This is a genomic window from Sphingobacterium sp. JUb20 (genome assembly GCF_004342035.1).
GTDB classification, from domain to species: Bacteria; Bacteroidota; Bacteroidia; order Sphingobacteriales; family Sphingobacteriaceae; genus Sphingobacterium; species Sphingobacterium anhuiense.
Map to the genome: position 1 here is coordinate 79189 of NZ_SLYV01000002.1, position 22578 is coordinate 101766.

Here is a 22578-nt window from a genome sequence, read left to right on the forward strand (position 1 = left end):
TGTGCCGTTGTTATGTTTTATGCATCATCGGAATTTTTTGGTTGAGATATAAGTGCCCTGATGTACCGCTTACCTGATAAAGCCTTTGGATATCCTGTATAGCGGCCATCTATATTTTGATGAAGATCTCGTTTATTATTTTGTTGGTTATCGATAAACAGCAATTTACACAACCGGGTATTATCATTACGCTTTTGGGTATTCCATTATCCTATTTTGTAAAACATAAAGACATAATCTTACTTATTTTTTATCCTGCCTGTGCACAATTAGAGGCAGATCAACACATGCGATATAAAAAAATAACACATATGAAGATAACATTAACGACTGTTTTATTGCTGCTATTTCAGCTTACGACAATGGCTCAGGGAACATTGGAGGATTATAAACGTGCCAAAGAGATCAGAAGCTCATTTGGCAAGGTGTATGAGGTACCACAGCAGATTATTTGGTCTGAAAAAGGAGATAGTTTTTCTTATCGGCTGAATAAGAAAGACGGTAAGAGGAGCTTATATCTGGTAGATGTGGTTACGCAGAAAAAAATAGATACCGATGTTGCCGCGATTGAAAAGCAGCTATCGGCTCAATTGGGTAAAGAAGTGAATTTAGGTGTTTTGTGGGGGAGAGATCTGAAAGTATTGACGGCAAACGAGGTTGAGTTTACGGAAGAGAAAGTGATCTGGAAGTGGAATGGACAGGAAAATAAGTTGAGCAAATCGCGAGATATCGCAACAACAGGTGCTAACCGTAGATCGGATGGCTATTGGGGAGCACGCTGGGATGATAGTAAGGGTGAGCCGGTAGACTCTCCTGATAAGGTCTATACCGCTTATATTAAAAATAGTAATGTATATATCAGAAAAAAGGAGAATGCAAAAAGCGAGCAGCAGTTGACCTTTGATGGAAGTCCCGGAGAGTATTATAGTGCCCGTATACAATGGTCCAATGATTCAAAAAAATTGGCTGTTTCAAAAGTGAGAAAGGCTGAAATCAGACAGTTGACTTTACTGGAGTCTTCTCCAACCGATCAATTACAGCCTAAATTACAAACTAGAGACTATAATAAACCCGGTGATGCTTTGTCACAATATTATCCAACTATTATTGATGTGACGGATGGTCGGGTGATACCTGTAGATCCTGCTCAGGTAGCCAATCAATTTTCACTTTCTGCACTCGCATGGAAAGCGGATAATAGTGGAATAACATTTGAATATAACCAACGTGGCCATCAACGGTATGACGTGATGGAATTGAATGCTGTAGACGAAAAAACTAAAGCCATTATTTCAGAACGGAGCACAACATTTATTGATTATAGCGGGAAGAAATATCGGAAAGATCTCAAAAAAACAGCTGACATCATCTGGGCTTCGGAACGCGATGGATGGAATCATCTGTATCTGTTTGATGCAAAAACAGGAGCATTGAAACACCAGATTACCAAAGGAAATTGGGTGGTGCGTAAAGTTGTTAACGTCGATGAGGACAACAAAAAGATTATTTTTGAGGCGAGTGGCATGAATAAAGACTTGGATCCTTATTTAATCCGTTATTACGCGATTGGTTTTGACGGTAAGGGCTTGAAAGAACTTACTCCAGAAGCAGCCAATCATCAAGCAACATTTAATCCTGATCATTCTTTATTTGTAGATCTCTACTCGCGGGTTGACCAAGCTCCACAGGCCGTATTGCGACGTGTAGCAGATGGGCAGATCGTGATGGATTTGGAAAAAGCGGATATTTCGGATCTGGAGGCTACGGGATGGCGCAAACCTGAAGTGTTTAAGTCGCTTGCTAGAGATGGTAAAACAGATATCTGGGGCATTATCGTCCGTCCACGAAATTTTGATCCTAACAAAAAATATCCTGTGATCGAGTATATTTACGCTGGTCCACATAGTGCTTTTGTTCCTAAATCATTTTCTGCTAATCCGGCCGGACTTGCTGAGCTTGCTGAACTGGGTTTTATAGTCGTGCAGATTGACGGAATGGGAACATCCAATCGTTCGAAGGCATTTCAAGACGTCGCCTGGAAAAATCTAAAAGATGCTGGTTTTCCCGACCGTATTGCCTGGATGAAGGCTGCCGCGCTTCAATATCCTTATATGGACATTGAAAAAGTCGGTATTTATGGTACTTCTGCCGGAGGACAGTCTGCTGCTGGAGCACTCTTGTTTCATCCTGAATTTTATAAGGTAGGGGTTTCATCTTGTGGCTGTCACGATAACCGTATGGACAAAATATGGTGGAATGAACAATGGATGGGCTGGCCGATCGGACCTGAATATGCAGCTTGCTCTAATATCGAAAATGCGTATAAATTAGAAGGAAAGTTGCTATTGATCGTTGGGGAGCTGGATGATAATGTAGATCCTGCATCGACTTATCAGTTCGTCAATCAGTTGATTAAACATGGTAAAGATCATGACTTCATTATGGTTCCGGGAATGGGACATTCTTCTGGTGGTGATTATGGAGAAAAGAAACGTCGCGATTATTTTGTGAAACACTTGCTAGGGGTAGAACCTCCTGCTTGGAATGCTTATTAGCGAAGGTATTTGAACTGGAAGCAGCACCTTGCAGCCATGCTGATGGATGGTTGTTACGATCGGCTTAGCAAGGTATGTACAGATAGAAGGTCGTAAAATTAATTTTTGCAGTTAAGTACAGGGTTCAAGCTTTCTTGTATGCTGTTGAATTTAAATTGGATGAAAATATGAAAATCATTGATAAAGAAACTATTGAATCTATACTTAAATATGATAAATTGATTGAAGCGCTGCGCCAGATTTTTCAATCGACGTTTACTATGCCTGTTAGGCACCATCACTTTTATCAAAATGCTGAGGGAATTGAAAATACGCTTATTCTGATGCCTTCGTGGACGGACAATTATATCGGAATCAAGCAGGTTGTTGTCGCTCCTGAGAATCATAGCAAAAACCTCCCGGCTATTCATGCCTTGTATACGTTGTTGGATGCGGTCACTGGAAAACCTTTGGCACAGATGGATGCGGCAGGGTTGACATCCCGAAGAACAGCCTGTACTTCTGCTTTAGCGGCTTCTTATTTAGCTCGAGATGATTCAAAAATCTTACTGATTGTTGGAGGAGGGAAAGTTGCGCAACATCTTGTGCAAGCGCATTCGGCTGTGCGTGCGTATGACCAAATTTTGATCTGGACAAGAAATGAATCGAAAGGTGGAGATCTGGTATTGAACTTACAGCAGGCGGGATTTCGTAATGTTGTGTATGCCGATAAGCTGGAAGAGGCTGTGCGTAGGGCAGATGTGATCTCCTGTGCGACGCTTAGTCATGAACCTTTGATAAACGGGGAATGGATTAAGGCTGGAACTCACTTGGATCTCATTGGATCACATACGCCTAAAACGCGTGAAGTAGATGATAGCGCCATTCTTAAAAGTAGCATTTTTGTGGATTCGCGCGCGGGAGCGCTCCACGAGACGGGAGAACTTGCGATCCCCATTGCAACCGGTGTACTGGATCCTGCAAGTATAAAAGGTGATATCAAAGAACTTTGTTGTGGTGAAATTATGGGAAGATCATCATCAGATGAAATCACTTTATTTAAATCGGCGGGATTGGCAATTGAAGATTTGGCGGCAGCTTTGCTCGTGTATAGGAATGTGGGAGAGGAGATGACATCGGTTTGATCATTTCAGAAAATGAAAAAGAGTAGGACTTTGTCAGTCATCATACCGCAAAGAATATTTTTTGATTCTTTGGGAAGCATAGTAGGTTGATTTGGATTTCTGTCGAAATTATGATCGTTCTTTAGATAGATTTTGTATGACCATAAATTGGAATATTAAGTTATATTTCCTACTTTCAAGGCTACTAAAACCTTTTAATGATGAAAATATTTTTTTATTTCCTTGCAGGCTTCGTCCTCTACATTTCACAACCTGTCTATGCGCAACAAAATCCTGTATTTCCAGGTTGGTATGCCGATCCTGAAGGTATTATATATAACAATGAGTATTGGGTTTTTCCGACCTATTCTGCGCGATATGAAGATCAGATATTCTTTGATGCGTTTTCATCAAAAGATTTTGTCACCTGGAAAAAGCATCACCGTATCATTGATACGGCTGAAGTAAAATGGGCTAAAAAAGCGATGTGGGCACCAAGTGTTTTTCAGAAAGACAAGAAATACTATTTATTTTTTGGTGCGAATGATGTGCACAAAGGCGAAATTGGCGGTATCGGCGTAGCTGTTGCTGACAAGCCGCAAGGTCCTTACAAAGATCTGCTTGGGAAACCGTTAATTAATGATATTGTGAATGGGGCACAACCTATTGATCAATTTGTTTTTAAAGATAAAGATGGACAATATTATATGTACTATGGTGGCTGGCAACATTGTAATGTGGTCAAATTAAGCCCTGATTTTAAGAGTTTAGTTCCTTTTGATGATGGAACGATCTATAAGGAGGTAACTCCTGAAAACTATGTAGAAGGTCCGTTTATGTTTATTCGCAATAATAAATACTACTTTATGTGGTCTGAGGGAGGTTGGGGTCTTCCGAATTATAAGGTAGCCTACGCTATTGCGGATTCTCCTTTTGGTCCCTTTAAACGAATAGGTACCATTTTGGAACAGGATCCTGCAATCGCAACTGGGGCGGGACATCATTCGGTGATCAAGGTACCAAATAAAGATCAATATTATATCGTGTATCACCGCAGGCCATTAGGAAAAACGGGTGCGAATGAACGAGAAACTTGTATCGATGTGATGACATTTGATGCGAATGGTTACATTAATCCCGTAAAAATGACTTTCGAAGGTGTGAAGCATAAATTGAAGTAAGTTCAAGCAACCTCATTAAGAAATTTCTAATATAGAATCCCGGTAGTGCCTAACAACGCTATCGGGATTCTGCATTTATAGACATTTTTGTCTCTTTTTTGTAACAATTTGTGCTCTTAATCAAATAAATAGTCGAAAAATGAGAGTATAGACAGCGAATGGAAAGATTGATTAAGTTTTCTAATCTCGCTCTAATTTCGCTCTTATCACATTTTTATCTCTTTGTGATATACTTGTGCGAATGTACAGATAATGAACATGTCATGAGTACGCTGTTATCCTGCAGCATTTCATATGCTCATACATCTTCATTGTTATTGAAAAACAAGTTATTCTCATGAACATAAAAGCATTAATCGCGACGACGTTATTTTTTTTCCCTGCTATCTTGTTACTGGTCACAGCACAGGAGAGGCCTGCGGCATTGCTTATAGAACAAGAGGCTGACTCCTTGAAAAGCAAGGAACCTGCCCGTGCAGATCTTTTTAAACTGGATGTGCTTTTACGCGCAGGATTAAATATTGAGTCCATGGGCGACAATGAGCGCAGTAATAAAGTTAATTTGGATGAAGCCCGTATTTTGCTTCACGGTGATTATAATGACCAACTCTCTTATCGTGTTCGTTTTCGTTTAAACCGTCCGTTTACACCTACAAGTCAGGACAATGCTTCGCGGGCATTGGATATGGCTTACATCAAATATAAATTTGGAAAGGATGATAAATGGTCTATTACTGCCGGAAAGCAAAGTGCTTTGGTCGGAAGTTACGAGTTTGAAAATAATCCGATCTATGAATTTATGTTCACGGATTATGTGGACCGTATTCTTAATCTTTTTGTGGTAGGGGGAACGCTTTCTTATGAGCTTAATGCTGACCACTCGCTAAACGTGCAGGTTTATAATACAATCAACGACAGTTTTGTGGATCTGCATACCAAAAACGGTTATGCAATGGGTGACTTGAAAGCGTCTAAGACACCAATTGGGGCTTATGCTACCTGGATCGGATCGTTCTGGAATAAAAAGATCAGTACAAAGTGGTCTTATAATATTTCGCAGTTTGCTCAAAATAAAACCAATCACGGGATCTCTTTGGCTAATAAATTTAAAACAGATAAAGACATGCTGTATGTGGATCTGCAGTATAGTTATCTGGCGGTAGATCATGCTTTGATCGCATCTGCTGCGATGAATGACTTTTATGCGCGTACGAATTCCGATCGTGTACTGGCTCAGGATGTGACTTACAAGTCTATTGTGGTCCGTTACGATAGAATGCTTACGGATAAATGGGAGCTTGCTCTGAAAGGAGCATATGAAACAGCTGGAATGGATAAGGATGCAAACATTGATGCTAATTTCCGTCAAAACTGGACCTATTTTGCGGCTTTACAGCATAAACCGTTTAAAAAACAGGATTTACGGTTTTATCTGGGTTACGTCGGCAATACGGTGTCTTTTGATCGTCAGTTTGATCGCGCTCAACAACAGTTTAACCGCCTTACATTAGGAACTTATTTTACGATACCGGCACTATAAATTTTTTACACATCGATAGGGTGGGTTCAGGTGATAGGTAATGCTATGCTTACTGTAATTGAACATATCCAAGATGTTTTTATTAATAAAAAGCTTTGAATTTAAATCAATCAATATGCATTTAACACCGAGAGAAACAGAGAAGCTCTTGCTCCACTTGGCAGGGGAACTTGCTGCCAAGCGATTAAAAAGAGGGGTAAAATTAAACTATCCGGAATGTATCGCTTACATCAGCGGACAGATTATGGAAGAAGCACGTGACGGTAAGTCTGTGGCATCACTGATGCAGTATGGTACGACATTATTGAAGCGTTCCCAGGTGATGGAAGGTGTTCCGGAAATGATTCACGATGTACAAATTGAAGTAACCTTTCCGGACGGAACGAAATTGGTTACGGTTCACAACCCAATCCGTTAATTTAATAGCGTATACGATATGATACCAGGAGAATATATCCTTAAAAAAGGAGAAATAAAAGCGAATGTCGGCTATAAAACGACAAGTGTTACCGTGAAAAATGTAGGTGACCGCCCGATTCAGGTTGGCTCTCATTATCATTTTTTTGAAGTGAATAAAATGTTGTCTTTTGACCGTGAGGAAAGTTTTGGAATGCGTTTAAATATCCCTGCGAGTACAGCGGTACGTTTTGAGCCCGGAGAACAAAAGAAAGTGATCTTGGTCGAAATGGGAGGTAATAAAGAGATCCACGGGTTTAATGGCTTGACCAACGGTAAATATACCGATCCAAAGGTTAAGAAAGCCGCACTGGAGAAAGCGAAAAAATTGGAATTTAAAGATTCGAAATAGTTATGGCAGGTTGGAATAGAAGAGAGTGGATTAAAGTAGTCGGAATGGGTACTTTAGGTTCGATTGTAGGACTTGACGCTCTTGGTTTAGATAAACTGGGTTTAGATAAATCGTCGGTTAAGTATATAGATGGGGAGCTTTATATCCCTCGTGATAAATATGCTGCATTATTTGGCCCAACGACGGGCGATAAGGTCCGTTTGGCAGATACAGAGCTTTTCATTGAAATCGAGAAAGATTTTGGTGTTTATGGTGAAGAAAATAAATTTGGTGGCGGTAAAACAATCCGTGATGGTATGGGCCAATCTGCCCGTGCGATGCGCGATGAAGATGTACTGGATTTCTGTATCACCAATGTAATTATCATCGATCACTGGGGTATTGTGAAAGGTGATATCGGTATTAAAGACGGTAAGATCGTGGGTATAGGTAAAGCGGGTAACCCGGATGTGCAGGATGGTATTACCAAAGGCATGGTGATCGGCGGGTCTACCGAGGTGCATGGAGGTGCGGGACATATCTTAACTGCAGGTGGTATTGATACACACATCCACTTTATTTCACCACAACAGGTAGAAACAGCACTTTATAGTGGTGTCACCACTTTTATTGGTGGTGGAACCGGTCCTGCTGATGGTACCAATGCAACCACGGTGACTTCTGGTAAATGGTATATGGAGCGTATGTTTGAAGCTTTTGAAAACTTGCCGATCAACGTAGGTTTTTTTGGTAAAGGTAATATATCGACTACTGGACCTATTATTGAGCAAATTGAAGCGGGTGCACTGGGGGTGAAAATCCACGAAGATTGGGGTGCTACTCCAGCGACAATTGATGCCGCGCTTACTGTTGCGGATAAATACGATGTGCAAGTTGCCATCCATACGGATACGCTGAACGAGGCGGGATTCTTAGAAGATACAGTTGCGGCTATTGATGGCCGTGTGATCCATACGTTCCACACGGAAGGAGCGGGCGGTGGTCACGCGCCGGATATCATCAAAATTGCGATGTATCCTAATATTTTACCAGCATCGACCAATCCAACAAAACCTTTTACAGTAAATACGGTAGAAGAACATTTGGATATGTTGATGGTTTGTCATCACTTGGATAAAAACGTGAAGGAAGATGTGGCGTTTGCCGATTCACGTATCCGTCCACAGAGTATTGCGGCTGAAGATATTTTGCAGGATATGGGTGTGTTCTCGATTATGAGTTCAGATAGCCAGGCGATGGGACGTGTAGGTGAGGTAATTTCACGTACTTTCCAGACGGCACACAAGATGAAAATTCAGCGTGGTGCATTAGCGGAAGATAAAGGAAAAGACAATGATAACTTCCGTGTGAAGCGTTACGTTTCTAAATATACGATCAATCCTGCTAAAGCGCATGGTATCGATCAATACATCGGTTCTGTTGAACCGGGTAAGATTGCCGATTTGATATTATGGAAACCTGCAATGTTTGGTGTGAAGCCAGAAATGATCATTAAAGGGGGTATGATTGTGGGTGCTAAAATGGGTGATATCAATGCGTCTATCCCTACACCGCAACCCGTTTTATACCGCCCGATGTTTGGAGTGCACGGTAAAGCATTACAGAAGTTGTGTTTCAACTTTGTTTCCAAAGTTTCTTTGGAAAATGGCAACATCAAGAAATTAAACTTGTCACGTGTGAGTCTACCGGTAGAAGGTTGCCGTACAGTACGTAAAAAAGATATGGTGCATAATGATGCAACACCAAATATCGAGGTGAATCCAGAAACTTACGAAGTGTCGGTAGATGGTGTTTTGGCCATCTGCGAACCTCTACATGAAGTGCCAATGGCACAACGTTTCTTCTTATTTTAAAGAAAATCGGATTTATGCTACTGGCAAGAACAATCTTGGGCAATATCGCTAGCGGATCCTTCCAACTGGAGGTGGACTTCCTTCAGTTGGAATGGTTCGACACCACAAAAAAAATCATTCGGGCAATTACAGTAGGGGGACGTGAAATCGGTTTCAAAAATTTATCCTCCCGGCAACTGTCGGATGGTGATGTACTCTACCGTGATGAAAAGGCTGGTTTTTGTATTGCGGTCAAGATATTGCCCTGTTCTTGTCTTGTATTTCGAGCAAATGGCCCAAAGCAGATGGCCTACGCTTGTTTTGAAATCGGAAATCGACATGTTCCCGTTTTTATCAACGATCGGCAAGAAGTCATAACAGCATTTGAAAAACCTTTGTTTGATCTGCTCTGCCGTAGGGGGCTAGAGCCGACGATCGAAACGCGGGTGATAGAAAAAACGAGTACTCTGGTGATCCATCAGTATACTTCAGGAAAAATGAAAATAAAACTAGGACTATAACATGCATATGAATCCATTATTAACGCTGTTGCAGATCAATGACTCGGTATTTCCTATTGGAGGATTTACGCATTCATATGGATTGGAAACCTACATTACAAAAGATATTGTAAAGGATAGCAAATCTGCCGAAGAATATGCAAGAACCATGTTGGAGCATAATTTTTATTATAATGACGCCGCTTTTTTTTCAAAGGCCTGGACACTCTGCGTGAAGCGTGCTTCTAAGCAGAAAATCGCAGCGCTTGATGAACTGGTTACGGTGCTAAAAGCGCCTTATGAAATAAGGGAAGCCAGTAAGAAACTTGGAATTCGCTTTTTGAAATTGACGGAAAAACTACATCCTGTAAAACGCTGTTCTAATTACCTGCAGTCGATCAGCAGCAATGAGCTGCATGGTCATTATGCGTTAGCATTCGCCATGTATGCGCATGCATTAAAAATAAGCTATCAGGATGCGCTCAGTGCATTTTACTATAATGCACTTAACGGCATGATGACCAACTGTGCGAAACTTGTTCCGATCAGTCAGATGGATGCACAACAGATTCTTTTTAAACTTCAGCCTTTAATTAACCGCTTGGTTGCTGAGCAACCGAATATGGATGAGGGGCTTATCGGTAATTGCTGCGTGGCGCAAGATATACGCTGTATGCAGCACGAAAAATTATATACACGAATTTATATTTCATAATCATATGGAAACAAGAAACTACGTCAAGGTAGGCGTAGGCGGACCTGTAGGGTCTGGTAAAACTGCCTTGATTGAACGACTGGTAAGATCGATGTCTACTGATTACAGCATATGTGTTGTGACAAATGACATCTATACGCGTGAAGATGCGCAATTTCTTCAAAAAAATTCGGCTCTTCCGGCAGAACGTATTATCGGAGTGGAAACAGGCGGTTGTCCGCATACCGCGATCCGTGAAGATGCATCGATGAATATTGAAGCAGTGGAGGAACTGGCCACCCGTTTTCCGGATACAGAACTGATCTTTGTGGAGAGTGGAGGCGATAATCTGACTTCTACTTTTAGCCCAGATCTTGCTGATGTCAGTATTTTCGTCATCGATGTAGGTGAAGGAGAAAAGATGCCCCGTAAAGGCGGTCCGGGTATTACACGTTCCGACTTATTGATCATTAATAAAATCGATCTGGCTCCTTATGTACATGCCGATCTGGAAGTGATGCGTCAGGATACCTTACGCATGCGTGGCGAAAGACCTTTTATTTTTACAAATCTCATGACCTTGGAAGGATTGGAAGATGTAAAAGGCTGGTTGAAAAAATATGCATTGTTAGAGCAATAAGAATAAGATGGAAAGTGTAATTCAGCTAAACGTAGCTAAAGAGGGAACCTATAGTGTATTGAAAGAAAGCTGTCACAATGCTCCTTATAAGCTCACACATTATGGTGCCCCAAAGCTACAGGAGCATCTGGAAATGATTATCATGAGTGCTTCTCCCGGTATTATGGATGATGATACTTTGGATATTGAGATCAATATGAAAGCTGACACGCAATTGAAGCTTTTTACACAGTCTTTCAATAAACTTCATCCGATGAAACGCGGAGCCCGACAGACAACTGTTGCACGTATCGCACACGACGCGGTCTTTCATTATATTCCACATCCAGTTACTCCTTTTAAGGATTCGATATTTAAAAATGAAAACAGTGTCTATCTTGAAGGTAATGCAGTTTTGATCTGGGCGGATGTTGTCGGTGCTGGGCGTATACACATGAATGAGGCTTTTTTGTTCAACAGCCTACACAGTACGACGAAGATATACCGCAACAACAAGCTGATCCTGATGGACAACCAGTTCCTGTCACCTGCAAAACAACCGATAACAGGCCTGTTATTCTTTGAAGGATATACGCATCAGGCAACTTTTATTTTTTCAGCCCTATTTGCGAAAGAACTGAAGGAAGAGCTGGATGAAATTATGACTTTGGATTACAGTGATATTACGTACGGTTTCACAAAAGCTGCGGATGATATTGTCATGTTGCGGGCTTTAGGAAATGATGGCGAGCTGCTTTACGATTTTATGGGTATGCTCGGACAATTGTGCTGGGATTTTACACAACATATCAAGGAAGAGTCTAGACTTGCAGGTATTGCTGAAGATCAACTTGAGGAAAGTACTAAGGAAGTTGCTCCAGTACCGGTTGTTAAAGAGGTGAAAAAACGACCTGCTCTTAAAAAAACGAATGCGGTTAAGGCTCGTCCTAAGACGAAAAAAAAGGAGGTTGTGGATGCATGAGCTATCGATCGTAAGGGATATCTTTAGCACCTTGGAGGAAGCTTATCCGGGGCGGATGCAAGATATTATCAAAGTGGAGATAGAGGCTGGATTGTTATGTAATATTCAGCCTATCCTGATTCAGAATGCTTTTGAAGCCTACGTGCTTGATGAAGCGTTGTTTCAGGATCTGGAGCTCGAGGTGAAATTATTACCCATCATTGCTTACTGCAAAGTATGTGCAATGAATTTTGAAGTACATTATCACCGGTTTGTATGTACTTGTGGACAGCCCTCTGACCAGATTATACAGGGGGAGGAACTGCGCATCAGTAAGGTGCTGTTTAATAATAAAACTGGTCATTAAAAATCAATGATATAAAAAACAGATGGCTGTCTTGATTAAGGGAAAAATCTTAAAAATTGCGATCTGTTTATCCGATATGATATGCTTGTTATCGAAAGAAATTTAATCACTCCATCTGAAATTGATCCTTTGGTCATAGACCTACTGGCGATTGACTGGTATGAAGTCAACAAGACTGTTTTGAGTCGTGAGACAAGGGATGGCCGATTTGTGCGCCTCCATCGGACAGGCGGTACTGCTCTTGATGATGGAGAGTTTGTGTATTCTTCTCCAGAGGTCGCCATACAGATATATATCAAACCATGTGCTTGTATCGTTCTTAAATCTACAGATCTTAATGCTATCGGTCATTTTTGTTTTGATGTTGGCAATCGGCATTTACCTCTATTTTGGTTTGATGATGGGCTAGCACTTGCGTATGATGGACAGCTCTATCCAGCATTAAAAGGGCAATATGGCAACAATGTTGTTATAGAAACGCGCACACTTTCACCAGCCTCTGCTTTACAGGCGTTTGGCGCATCATGGTTATTAAGTTAGAAGGTCAAATGGCCTAACTGCTATCTACATGATGTTAAGCTCTCCCTCCGCTTACCAGCCCCAGCCGTTACTTTCGTATCAGGTCACTTTATGTGAGGTTGGAAAATAGAAAGTTAATAGTTAAGATTCTTTCTGCTTAAAGTTTTCATTTGTTGCTCAGGCAAATGATTGATATTTGCTGAATATAAGTTAAGTAATTCTTTATTTCTGAAGAATTAGTTTGCGGAAATACTGATATGACAGCAGTATTTATACTTAATATTGAAAAAAATGAACTATTTTATCCTTATAAAAAGTTATCTTTAATCAATAGTATAGATGTTCAATAACAAGTTTAAGTTTTGAATATTTTTATAAACAGATCACCTAAATTTTAAGTACAACTGTATTATGATTAAAGTGGGAATTATTGATAACAACGCACATACTCGAGAGGCTATTAAGCGTATTCTTGTGACACACACGTTGGGGGGCACCGCTATTCCTATAACAATTCTTTTTGATTTGGAATACTGCAATTTAACCCGGGAGGAGAAATCTCCAGTTCCTGATGTGTTGCTGCTCGATATTGAACACCAAGATACCTTGATCATGGAAAAAGTAAAAAAGCTTTTTCCAATGTCTGAGGTGATCATATTGACTAATCTATCGGATGTAAAAATTGTTCGTAAATGTTTTCGAAATGGAGCCGTCAGTTATTTGCTGAAGGATACGTGTATGCAGGATCTTGTGCATGCCATACTTATTACGCTTAATCAAGGTTCTTTTATCAGTCCTACAATCAATAGGGCACTGATCAACCAGGCTTTTAGTTCAAAAAAATACGAAGATCTGCTCACGGCGCGTGAGCTTCAGGTAGCCAATGGTATCGTTGAAGGATTGAGTTATAAGCTGATTGCTGAAGAATATAAAATATCATTAGATACGGTACGTATTTATATCAAACGTGTATATCGAAAATTAAATATCAACAGTAAAGGCGAACTGATTGCGCAATTGTCGATGTAGAGATTATTTCGTAACATGAAGATGTGACTTTATATATTTCTCACTGACCGAATTAAGACTGATTTTTGTTATAATTTGAATTTCCTGATATGCGCATAAAATGTCTGTGGAGTTTCTTGTTTCTGATGTGTTGCTCATGTGTTTTCTTATCCGAAGCGAAAAGTCAACAGGTTGCTGATGTGGCCATAAGCTTTGATCAGGATACAGTAAGCGTAACAGGAGGTCGGACATTTTCTAATAAAATCAGTCTCCATAATTTAACGGATAAAATCATCGAACTGATCCCTTCAGCTGTTGAGACGATGTCTTTATCGGGATTAATAAAGCTGCCGCAGCGAATCATATTACAAGCTCGGGAGCAAAAAAGCTACCCATTAAAGTATATGGGTGATCGGAATACCTTAAAAAACAATCATCAATCTTTTTCAATCAGTTTTTCTAGTGATGATCAATCCATCCGTTTACCCAAACCGGTATCTTTTTTCATCAAATTGAATGATGAAAAAACACTTGTGTTACAAACGGAACAGCCAGCATATTATTTGGATCTTTCCACCAATCAGGTACAATTGCTCGTGCAGGCATCAAATTTTGGACTTGTACCGATTACATTTAAGCTTCTTTTTTCAGGCTATCCTCAAGGCTTTACCATTACCGGAGACGTTATGCAGGTTACCTTACAGCCCGGGGGGCAGACACTACTTCCTTTAACGGCTACTATGCGGTATAAAAGTAGTTTTCAGGATTTTGACTTTGTCATGCAAGGGATTGATGAAGAGGGTCGAATCTTAGCGGCTAGTCGTGTCCGAATTATGCGGGTTGGAAGTGTTAAGCGGTTTGGAGCTATTAACAATCTTGAAAATGATTTTAATAACAATACGGTCGCCTTGCAGTACCTCAGTTTGGGACAGGGAAATTCTATTTATCAGTTCCAAGCTTATGGAGATCTGGAGCTCGAAGAAAACAAAAACCTGAACTACAGACTGAATGTCGATTATTATCAGGAACAAAAGGCGTTAAATGCTTATGACACCTATATCGATTATCAAGACAAAGACTGGGGCGTTAAAGTCGGGAATATTTATGAAAATCTGGATCAGACGATTAGTGGAAGAGGAATTAAAGCGAGTTATAAATTTAGTAAAAATCGCTCGATCAGTCTCTACGGAGTCGAAAATAATTATATGCTATTCAGTCAGCTGCAGAATTTGATTCCTGGCGCGAAAATTATCGGAGCTAATTATGCTGTTCGATCGGAGGATAATCAGGAAAGTTACCTCACCTATTTACATCGTGAACACAGTTATCGTGAGATCAAGAGCGATCAGGTAAGCGGAAAGACTTCAGTCCGGTTCAATGCACAGCAACAATTGGGGCTGGAAGGGGGGTACAGTATGGAGCGTACAGATTATAATGGAAGCAAGCATGCTTTTGCCATGGGCATTAATTATAACTATAGCACAGAACAGTATCAGATAACGAGTATGAATTATTACAGCTCTCCCTATTATACAGGTTTGCGGAGGGGTTTAATACAGAGTGATACCCGGATCAGTAAGGTGTTAGAAAATAATCAAAGTATCGCTGCCCGGATCAGTTATCTGGATAATAATCCCAAATTTCAGGAAAGGTATAAAGATTATTACATTAATAATCCTAGTCGGATCCAGATTTATGAGCTTGGTTATCATACTGGTCTGGGCAAATTTCAACTGGATTTTAGGCCTTATTTTATTTTTCAGGAAGTGGATTATCAAGGCTTTGGAATTCCAGGTATCGGTCCTGCAAATTGGAAATCAAATGCCATTAGAGGAATCGGCGATATCAATTTTTTTAGTACGGGACATCGCTTTTCCCTGCGCACAGATTATGGCTATACGTATAAGAATACTTCCAATAAGCCGCTTTCTCCCTTTCATTCGTTACGTGTGACGGGTACCTATGGATATCGGTTTATCGGTTTTAATACCTATATCCAAATAAATCCTTACTACTTAAACGATTTGCTTGCTACGGCATCGGATGCAAATTTTAGAATTTATTCTTTTGGACCCAATATGCAGATCAATAGTTTTAAGGGAACGCTGCAGGCACAGGTAGCGGGTATGTACAGCTATTATGGATTTTCCCGAAGTAATAATTTATCGGTTAACGGAAATGCCAAATGGCATTTAAAAGGGAACTGGAGTCTCACTGCTGACATCTTTTATAATTTTATGCGCAACCGCCTTCCTCTCAATTATCTATCTGAGGCAAATGCTGTAGAAACCATATCGTTTAATAACCGACAGTTTCGAGTAGGTATTGAAAAGAAATTTTCCAAATTTAATAGTGCGAAAGGACATATGTTGCAGTTGTCTTTTTTTGACGACAAGAATAAAAATGGCGTTAAAGATCCTGATGAAGCAACTCCTGAAGCAGTTGTGGTTAAAATTGCCGAAGATGTAGCGAGTACCGATGGAAAAGGACGGGTGAAATTTTTAAATATGGCTAAGGGTTCATATGCTGTCCTTGTTGAAAATAATCAAGGCTGGGTAGCTCAGGGACCGATTAGTATTGTTCTAACAAAAAATCAGAGGCTAGCTATTCCTTTGGTGAAAACACGAATTTTAAAAGGTAGGATTAAGCCTATAGCAGGTAAATACCTGCAAACAAATCCGGAGCTATCCGGTATTCGGATTAATGCAGTCGATAAGGAAAGTAATACGTTCACGACATTGAGTGATGCTGATGGCAACTTTACCTTTTTCCTGCCATTAGGGAATTACAAGGTAACAATACCGACGGCAGGTATGCCCTTTTCGATTGAAAATCCGAATCAGGAAATTGATCTAAGTGAAAAAGGAACCGTTTATCTCCAAGATTTTAATTATAAAGATGAACGTAGAAAAGTGGGTATTAAGCGTTTTTAAGGAGCCACAAAACTAAAGATGATATTCGTTGTATATGTTCCTGCCGGTTTGTTGAGCAATTTTGAAGTTTCTGATGCAGGAATGCTGTATCTGATATTTAAGGATCTGTCGATTACAGGGTCAGCTCCATTAATAAGCTGTTGCGCGGTGGCAGACAAGGTTACTGTCTGCATACCGGTTTGACCTGGCATCGGTCCTATCCGCATGACATTTAGTGGAACGCTATTAACTCCAGAGGCAAAGTTAGCCGAAGTGGCTCTTACATACACGTTATAAGGCGTAGTTTTACTTAATTTTAAGTGTGCTGACATATCTTGGTTAACTCCATTTTGGTAATGACCAGCTGTTGAAAAGGTTAAGTTAACTGTTGATTGGTTGGCTATTATTTCACTTAGATCGCTGACCACAACCTCCAAACTGCCGACAGCTTGCGCTTGTAAAGTTCCTGTAGGATAGGTAGCAGTTGGCTTGTTCCAGGTGTAAGTGATCGGTACTGAATAGGTTCCTGCCTGTAAAAATCCCGCTTTAAGTTTTGTCGCATCGATTGAAAACGCGTAATTCAGTGTTTGGGAATTATTCGTGGGTACTGCAAGTCCGGCAACAGGAGTCAATCCCTGAGCTGTGGTTGATAGTGTTATAGGGGTAGCTGTAGCGACGGCTGTTAAAGTAGCTGCCACTGAAGAAACAGGAGTGACCGGCAGGCTGTTGTAAGGCAATGTGGTGCTAAAACTGAAATTTGAATTACCTGTCTGTAAACTTGGTCTATAATTTACGGTGTTTGTAAGACTAAGGGCTTTACTTGCACTAATACCTGCGGGTGTACGATAAAAACTCAAATTGTTAACTAAGATGCTGGTCGTTCCTGCTGTGGTTAGTGGCGTTATGAAAGAAGGAACAATAATATTCATCGTATGGGTTGCTGGAGTAATCACATTCCCTAGTCCTAAAAGACCGGGAGCTAAAAAAAATAGTTCAGCAGTATATGTTCCTGCTACCCAAGTGAAGCCAGCTGTAGCCAATCGTAAGTTGTTGAGGACAGTGCCAGAAGCAACACTGGCAACTGCTGCAAATATATTTTGATTGGTCGTGGAAAGTGCAATTTCTGTAAAAGTACCAAGAACCGTGAGATTATTAATAGAGACCAGCTTGATATGTGCCAAATTGAGTGGAGCAGGACCATTACCTCCAAGCGTATTACTGAAATTAGCGGTATTGGACTTGACACCGATTGTAGGTAATAGGCCGAGTGCAGATGTATAGGTACCGGATGTGAAATTTTGTTGATAATCTGTTCTTGCGGTGATATTTGCTGCTGGTAGATTCACATTGATTTGAGCCTGTACATGTATAGTGTACAAGCTTACTGCTAGTGTGAGGGCGCTCTTAATATGTAATTTCTTTTTCTGCAATTTTCAAGTCATATTGAGTTCCGGCATCTAGGATAGCTACAGCGAGGTAGCGTCCTTTGAGTGTTGCTGGTAAATCCAGTTGAATCCATTGTTCTGCCTCGGGCAACATTGCTATTGCAATTGATTTGACCGGGACTTCTTCCCCAGTTTCAATATTGGTCAGCTCGAAACGAACATAGGCATCTTTATTGATCTGACCCGTGTTTTTCACTTTGACAAGCATTTTCCGGATGCTAATGCCCGTTTCCTGTGTGGTGAGGCCTTTATCTTCAAAAGCTAAAAATTCCAAATCTCCAGTTGACAATCCAGTAGGGACATGATAAATCTGTATACCCATTTCAAGGAGGACGTTCATATTTACGCCTTTTTGAAGTTCGCCTTTCTGTTCCTTCACCTGCGTGAAAAATAGCATGCTATTGGTTAATACAAGTGAGGTGCCGTCATTCGGAATGGTCATATTGAGGTTCACATTTTTAGTTTCGCCCGGCGCTAACCGGACAGAGTTTTCCGAGAGTAATAACCATGAGGCATTGGATTGCTTGCACTGACCTATAGGGTAATATTTTTTAACACCTACGGAATCACGATCCCAGTCTTTCATATTTGCTACGAAATAGAATTCGGATGTTGAGGTATTGCTAAAGGAAATGGTTTGACTGACTGTTTGCCCAGCCTCTCCTTTAAAAAAAATACGAGAAGGCGAAACAGAAATACCCTGAGCGTAGGTCAGGGTATTTAAGTATAGAAAAACTAGCGTTAAATAAAATTTCACAGATTAAGATAAAGTGTGCTATTGTTTACAATTGTGTTGCGGTATACGTTACCGTTGTTGTATAAACCTCCAAAGGTAAAGAAATTAATGAGCTTGGGTTTGTAATGGTATAATTTACATTGTATGCCGCATTTATTTCTGCAACTGCGCCCGACACCAGCACTTGATCTACCTGCGTTAATGCTGTTACAGGTGTAGGAGAACCCCCATGTAGTGTTGCAGGATCAATATTGATTCCGACTATTCCTAGCGCAGGAAGGTTTGTAGTATTGGTTGAGTTGGAAGAAGTAAATAACCCATCTGCACTAACGGCAATTTCGTATGGTTTGTTGCTGATCACCGTGAGATGTCCAGGTTTTGTAACTGTTTTGGAAGCCGTATATTCTGCTGCTGTTCCATAAACAAAATTGACCGTAGGTGCTGCATCTAAAGCAATGGACAGGACGGCTGCCTGCAAATCAATGTTGACCGTTACGGGCGCTGTACTTACTTGAGCTTTGGCTTGTTGTCCCAGACATAGTGCGACCAGGGCAAATAAAGATAATATTAGGTTCTTTTTCATAATTCTCATAATTATTATATGCTTAACACTGATTAAAATTAGTGATTATGAGAGGTATATCCAATGTAATGAAGTCACATAATGATGTTATAAAGAACGTGATACTGTTAGGTCGTTAGAGCGAGAGTAGGTTAGGGTTCTGCTCCGTCACTTCGTGTCTTGGCCACGCTAAACTATGCTATAGGTATCTTCTAAAATTTTTTTAATTGTCGTTTTAATTCTTCCCATTCCTTGGTCTGTTGTAAGGTCTATTTCGCAAAATGTGCTATTAGTTGTTTTGGTATGCAGAACAAGATAATAAATACCGGCAACCAAGATACTGGAAATCGCTCTTAGATCTACATGTTGATCTTTGAGTTCCTGATCAGCTTTGGGAAAAAGCAAGGGGTAAATTTCCTCTCTGTTTGCTGTCACGTGAGCCATGAGCTCTGTATTTTCACTAATCTGCCAGAGCACAATTTTTTGCATTTCGTCGTCGTTCGTGAAATGTTCAAGTTGCGTCAATAGTAGATTTTCAAGAATGAGGCGTGTACTTGTTTCGGGAGCAGTAGTTAAGAGGTTTATCGCACTTTCGTTAATAGTATCCCAATAGTTTTTACCTTTAATATAGGTTTCAATGAGATTGTTTACGGAACCAAAATAAACAGAGACGAGTTTTCTATCTACACCAGCTTCGGCCGTAATATTGCTGACCGTTAATCCAGTATATCCTTTTTGTTTAAGAACAATTCCAACAGCTTGAATCAGCTTATTCATCGTTCTACTTTTGTTGTTTTTTTCTCCTTGGTAAGTTTTTCTAGCCATTGAAATATCTTAGGTCATCATCATATAGCTATGCAATATAAGTATTTTATCTGTAGAAAAGTTAACCAATGGATAATTTTTTTTGACTTAAAGCGTTTAAATTCTCGTAAAAGCGTCTATAGGCTCAAATAAGGCGGTTTATATGTGGCAACATGAATCTTGATGTTTTTAAAAATTATTGTAATTCAATCAGAATTATCCTTTATTTGAGATAATTTTGATTGTCGACCCCGATCCATAAGCACAATAAATTCTTTTTACCGATCTGTTTTTTTGGTGATCGCTTATTTTATCCCGATCATCATGCTTTAAAAAAAATGCATTCGATTTTATTTTGGATTATACTAACCTTATATCGGGTATACGTTGCTATTAGTTGAAAATTTCTTTTTTAAATTTTATACATCTTAAAGCTGGGGAGAATACACTATTTAGTCATGTTAATTACTTTTTCCACATGCTGTTCACAAAATGGTTAATTGACCCCTAATTTTCACTTTTTTGAATACCGTTATTTTTATTTTATAAAGGATGTTTATAAAATGTGGATAACATGTTAATATAAGTGGAAAAATTGTGCGATACAGGTGATAAATAATTTTTAGAGCCTTTAATTGTAAATGATAAATGCCAAGATATCCACATATTGTGACTAATAGTTGTTTTTGTGTGAATGGAGTTGGATGTTGAATAGGTGTGGATTACTTTTTCCACATAATATGCACAATGTTCGATTTTAGTGTTATTTGCGCATATTTTTGACGAATTCAAATTTTTCAGTAATTAGATATCGCTAATGTGTGGATAACATGTTGATAACTCAATAAATTGAAGTTTGGTGTTCGGTGTAAATAGTTTGAATCTCGTCTTTTATCTGCGTTTTATGTTCATAAGTGCATATCTTGTTGATAGAAATTGAATTTTTGTTAATTAACATTACTGAACTAACAATGTTAATTACTTTCTCCACATATTGTCAGTAAAACTGTGGAAAGCGGTTTTTTGAGGTTGTTTTAGTGCAAATTTCCATTTTGTCTTTCTGTGTTGTTAACAAAATGTGGGAAACGTGTTGAAATGTGTGAATAAGTGTGTCGAAGGAGACTGTATACTTGTTTAAATGTTAGAAACTTATGTGGTGAGAAGGTTTTAACAATTTACTACGTCGCTGGATTATTGTGTCACTTACTAAGAGGTTAGCAAGTTAAGATGTTAGTAGGTGAGAAGGTAAGTGAGTTGGAAAGAAACCGTAGATAAGAAAATATACGGTTTCTTTTAAAGAGCTTTATCCGTGGGCTTCTTCGATTTTTAGATGGCCACTGATTGCAATTCTGTTCCAGGCATTAATCACTACAACTGCCATGATGATTTGAGCGATCTGATTATCGGAAAAGAACTTTAAAGCTTTGTCGTAGGTTTCGTCAGTTAATCCGTTTTTATGGATTAGTGTTACTTCTTCTGTAATTTTTAGCACTACCTTTTCCTCTTTGGTAAAAATATCATGTGTTTCATGCCATGCACTTATCAGAAAAATACGTTGGTTTGTTTCTCCGTTTTTCAACGCATCCTTGGTGTGCATATCGATGCAATAAGCACATCCATTAATTTGAGAAGCACGAATTTTAATAAGTTCTTTTAGCGATTTTGAAATCGGAGCCTGAGCGATATACGTTTCAAGGCCCATCATTGCTTTTAATGCATTGGGTTCTACCGAACCGATATTAATACGATTTTGCATAGTTTTATTTTTTAATAATTATTGTTAACAGTACAAAAATGGGTATTGTAAAATTTTAAAAAGTTAAACTGGTTTAAGAAACACTTTTCTTCCGGATTTCACTTAAATATTCTGGCGTAAAACCAAGAAAAGAGGCAATAAGATATTGAGGTACTCTTTGTACAAATTCAGGGTGTTTATGTGCCAAACTTAAATAAAACTCCTCTTTAGATAATGAAAAAAGATAGTGTACGCGCAACTGTGCGGCGGCATATGCTCTTTGATAGATAAATCGAAAATAGCGTTCCATAACCGGAAATGCAGCTAAAAGTTTTTCTTGACTTTCCTGATCTATATATAGCACTTGCGTTTTTTCTACTGCTTGAATGTAACAGGACGTCGTTTGTTTATGCTCATATGCAATATTATCGGTGAGCCACCAGGTTTCGATAGCAAATTCTGTTGTTTGTTCGGTACCTTTTTCATTGATAAAAAATTTACGGAGTAAACCATCAACAACAAAATAATGATACTTGCAAACTTGGCCTTCCTGCAGTAAATTTTCTTTTTTGGCGACCTGTTTTGTGTTAAAATACTTCAATATTTCATGAAACGTCTCATCATCAATCGTGACGAATTTTTCTAAATGTTTTCTGAATAACTCCGACATGGTATGCTTATATATTTTATACTAAAG

At 39.5% G+C, this 22578-nt stretch carries 20 protein-coding genes and 1 pseudogene; 15 read left to right on the forward strand and 6 right to left on the reverse strand.

Translation table 11 applies throughout. The features are described from left to right. The first annotated feature begins 311 nt into the window (after positions 1 to 311). The 15 genes and pseudogenes from EDF66_RS03735 to EDF66_RS03805 all read left to right on the forward strand — a co-directional run bounded on the left by EDF66_RS03735 (position 312) and on the right by EDF66_RS03805 (position 16620). On the forward strand, positions 312 to 2555 hold the full coding sequence (locus EDF66_RS03735; protein WP_132840723.1) for a S9 family peptidase: 2244 nt from the start codon (positions 312 to 314) through the stop codon (positions 2553 to 2555). A gap of 167 nt (positions 2556 to 2722) precedes the next feature. Further along, positions 2723 to 3679: an ornithine cyclodeaminase family protein gene (locus EDF66_RS03740; RefSeq protein ID WP_132840724.1), complete on the forward strand. Its 957-nt coding sequence runs from the start codon at positions 2723 to 2725 to the stop codon at positions 3677 to 3679. A gap of 197 nt (positions 3680 to 3876) precedes the next feature. Continuing rightward, complete coding sequence (locus tag EDF66_RS03745; RefSeq protein WP_132840726.1) at positions 3877 to 4839, forward strand: glycoside hydrolase family 43 protein; 963 nt, start codon at positions 3877 to 3879, stop codon at positions 4837 to 4839. Positions 4840 to 5176: 337 nt separating this feature from the next. Then, positions 5177 to 6379: a porin gene (locus tag EDF66_RS03750; RefSeq protein WP_132840727.1), complete on the forward strand. Its 1203-nt coding sequence runs from the start codon at positions 5177 to 5179 to the stop codon at positions 6377 to 6379. 115 nt (positions 6380 to 6494) lie between these two features. Further along, positions 6495 to 6797, forward strand: coding sequence for an urease subunit gamma (ureA, locus tag EDF66_RS03755; RefSeq protein WP_132769601.1), 303 nt, complete (start codon positions 6495 to 6497; stop codon positions 6795 to 6797). Between the two features lie 18 nt (positions 6798 to 6815). Next, positions 6816 to 7112: pseudogene (gene ureB / locus EDF66_RS03760) on the forward strand (urease subunit beta); the annotation flags it as partial. A gap of 77 nt (positions 7113 to 7189) precedes the next feature. Next, entirely contained in the window at positions 7190 to 9040 is a 1851-nt protein-coding gene (gene ureC / locus EDF66_RS03765; protein WP_132840728.1) for an urease subunit alpha, read from the forward strand. 14 nt (positions 9041 to 9054) lie between these two features. Further along, positions 9055 to 9540 carry an urease accessory protein UreE gene (locus EDF66_RS03770; RefSeq protein WP_132840729.1) on the forward strand — a complete coding sequence of 162 codons (486 nt, stop codon included), beginning with the start codon at positions 9055 to 9057 and terminating at the stop codon, positions 9538 to 9540. 7 nt (positions 9541 to 9547) lie between these two features. Next, a complete protein-coding gene (locus tag EDF66_RS03775; protein WP_132769593.1) occupies positions 9548 to 10234 on the forward strand; it encodes an urease accessory protein UreF in 687 nt (228 codons plus the stop codon). A 4-nt stretch (positions 10235 to 10238) separates the two neighbouring features. After that, the gene (gene ureG, locus EDF66_RS03780; RefSeq protein WP_132840731.1) at positions 10239 to 10853 is read left to right on the forward strand and encodes an urease accessory protein UreG; all 615 of its coding nucleotides are present in this window, start codon (positions 10239 to 10241) and stop codon (positions 10851 to 10853) included. A gap of 7 nt (positions 10854 to 10860) precedes the next feature. Next, a complete protein-coding gene (locus EDF66_RS03785; protein WP_132769589.1) occupies positions 10861 to 11814 on the forward strand; it encodes an urease accessory protein UreD in 954 nt (317 codons plus the stop codon). Next, a complete protein-coding gene (locus EDF66_RS03790) occupies positions 11807 to 12160 on the forward strand; it encodes a hydrogenase maturation nickel metallochaperone HypA (protein WP_132769587.1) in 354 nt (117 codons plus the stop codon). Before EDF66_RS03785 ends, EDF66_RS03790 begins: the two co-directional genes overlap by 8 nt. 81 nt (positions 12161 to 12241) lie before the next feature. Beyond that, on the forward strand, positions 12242 to 12700 hold the full coding sequence (locus tag EDF66_RS03795; protein ID WP_132840732.1) for an urease accessory protein UreE: 459 nt from the start codon (positions 12242 to 12244) through the stop codon (positions 12698 to 12700). Between the two features lie 390 nt (positions 12701 to 13090). Then, positions 13091 to 13708, forward strand: a complete 618-nt coding sequence (locus tag EDF66_RS03800; protein ID WP_132840733.1) for a LuxR C-terminal-related transcriptional regulator — start codon at positions 13091 to 13093, stop codon at positions 13706 to 13708. 89 nt (positions 13709 to 13797) lie between these two features. After that, complete coding sequence (locus tag EDF66_RS03805) at positions 13798 to 16620, forward strand: collagen binding domain-containing protein (protein ID WP_132840735.1); 2823 nt, start codon at positions 13798 to 13800, stop codon at positions 16618 to 16620. Here EDF66_RS03805 and EDF66_RS03810 read toward each other — a convergent pair. The 6 genes from EDF66_RS03810 to EDF66_RS03835 all read right to left on the reverse strand — a co-directional run bounded on the left by EDF66_RS03810 (position 16617) and on the right by EDF66_RS03835 (position 22551). Beyond that, on the reverse strand, positions 16617 to 17978 hold the full coding sequence (locus tag EDF66_RS03810) for a hypothetical protein (protein WP_132840736.1): 1362 nt from the start codon (positions 17976 to 17978) through the stop codon (positions 16617 to 16619). The two genes, EDF66_RS03805 and EDF66_RS03810, sit on opposite strands and share 4 nt — an antisense overlap. Positions 17979 to 18003: 25 nt before the next feature. Further along, on the reverse strand, positions 18004 to 18801 hold the full coding sequence (locus tag EDF66_RS03815) for a hypothetical protein (protein ID WP_132840737.1): 798 nt from the start codon (positions 18799 to 18801) through the stop codon (positions 18004 to 18006). Positions 18802 to 18826: 25 nt separating this feature from the next. Further along, positions 18827 to 19363 carry a hypothetical protein gene (locus EDF66_RS03820; protein ID WP_132840739.1) on the reverse strand — a complete coding sequence of 179 codons (537 nt, stop codon included), beginning with the start codon at positions 19361 to 19363 and terminating at the stop codon, positions 18827 to 18829. Between the two features lie 168 nt (positions 19364 to 19531). After that, positions 19532 to 20167, reverse strand: a complete 636-nt coding sequence (locus tag EDF66_RS03825) for a TetR/AcrR family transcriptional regulator (RefSeq protein ID WP_132840740.1) — start codon at positions 20165 to 20167, stop codon at positions 19532 to 19534. Positions 20168 to 21449: 1282 nt separating this feature from the next. Continuing rightward, positions 21450 to 21902: a carboxymuconolactone decarboxylase family protein gene (locus tag EDF66_RS03830; protein ID WP_132840741.1), complete on the reverse strand. Its 453-nt coding sequence runs from the start codon at positions 21900 to 21902 to the stop codon at positions 21450 to 21452. A 73-nt stretch (positions 21903 to 21975) separates the two neighbouring features. Continuing rightward, positions 21976 to 22551, reverse strand: coding sequence for a Crp/Fnr family transcriptional regulator (locus EDF66_RS03835; protein WP_132840743.1), 576 nt, complete (start codon positions 22549 to 22551; stop codon positions 21976 to 21978). Positions 22552 to 22578: the final 27 nt, after the last annotated feature.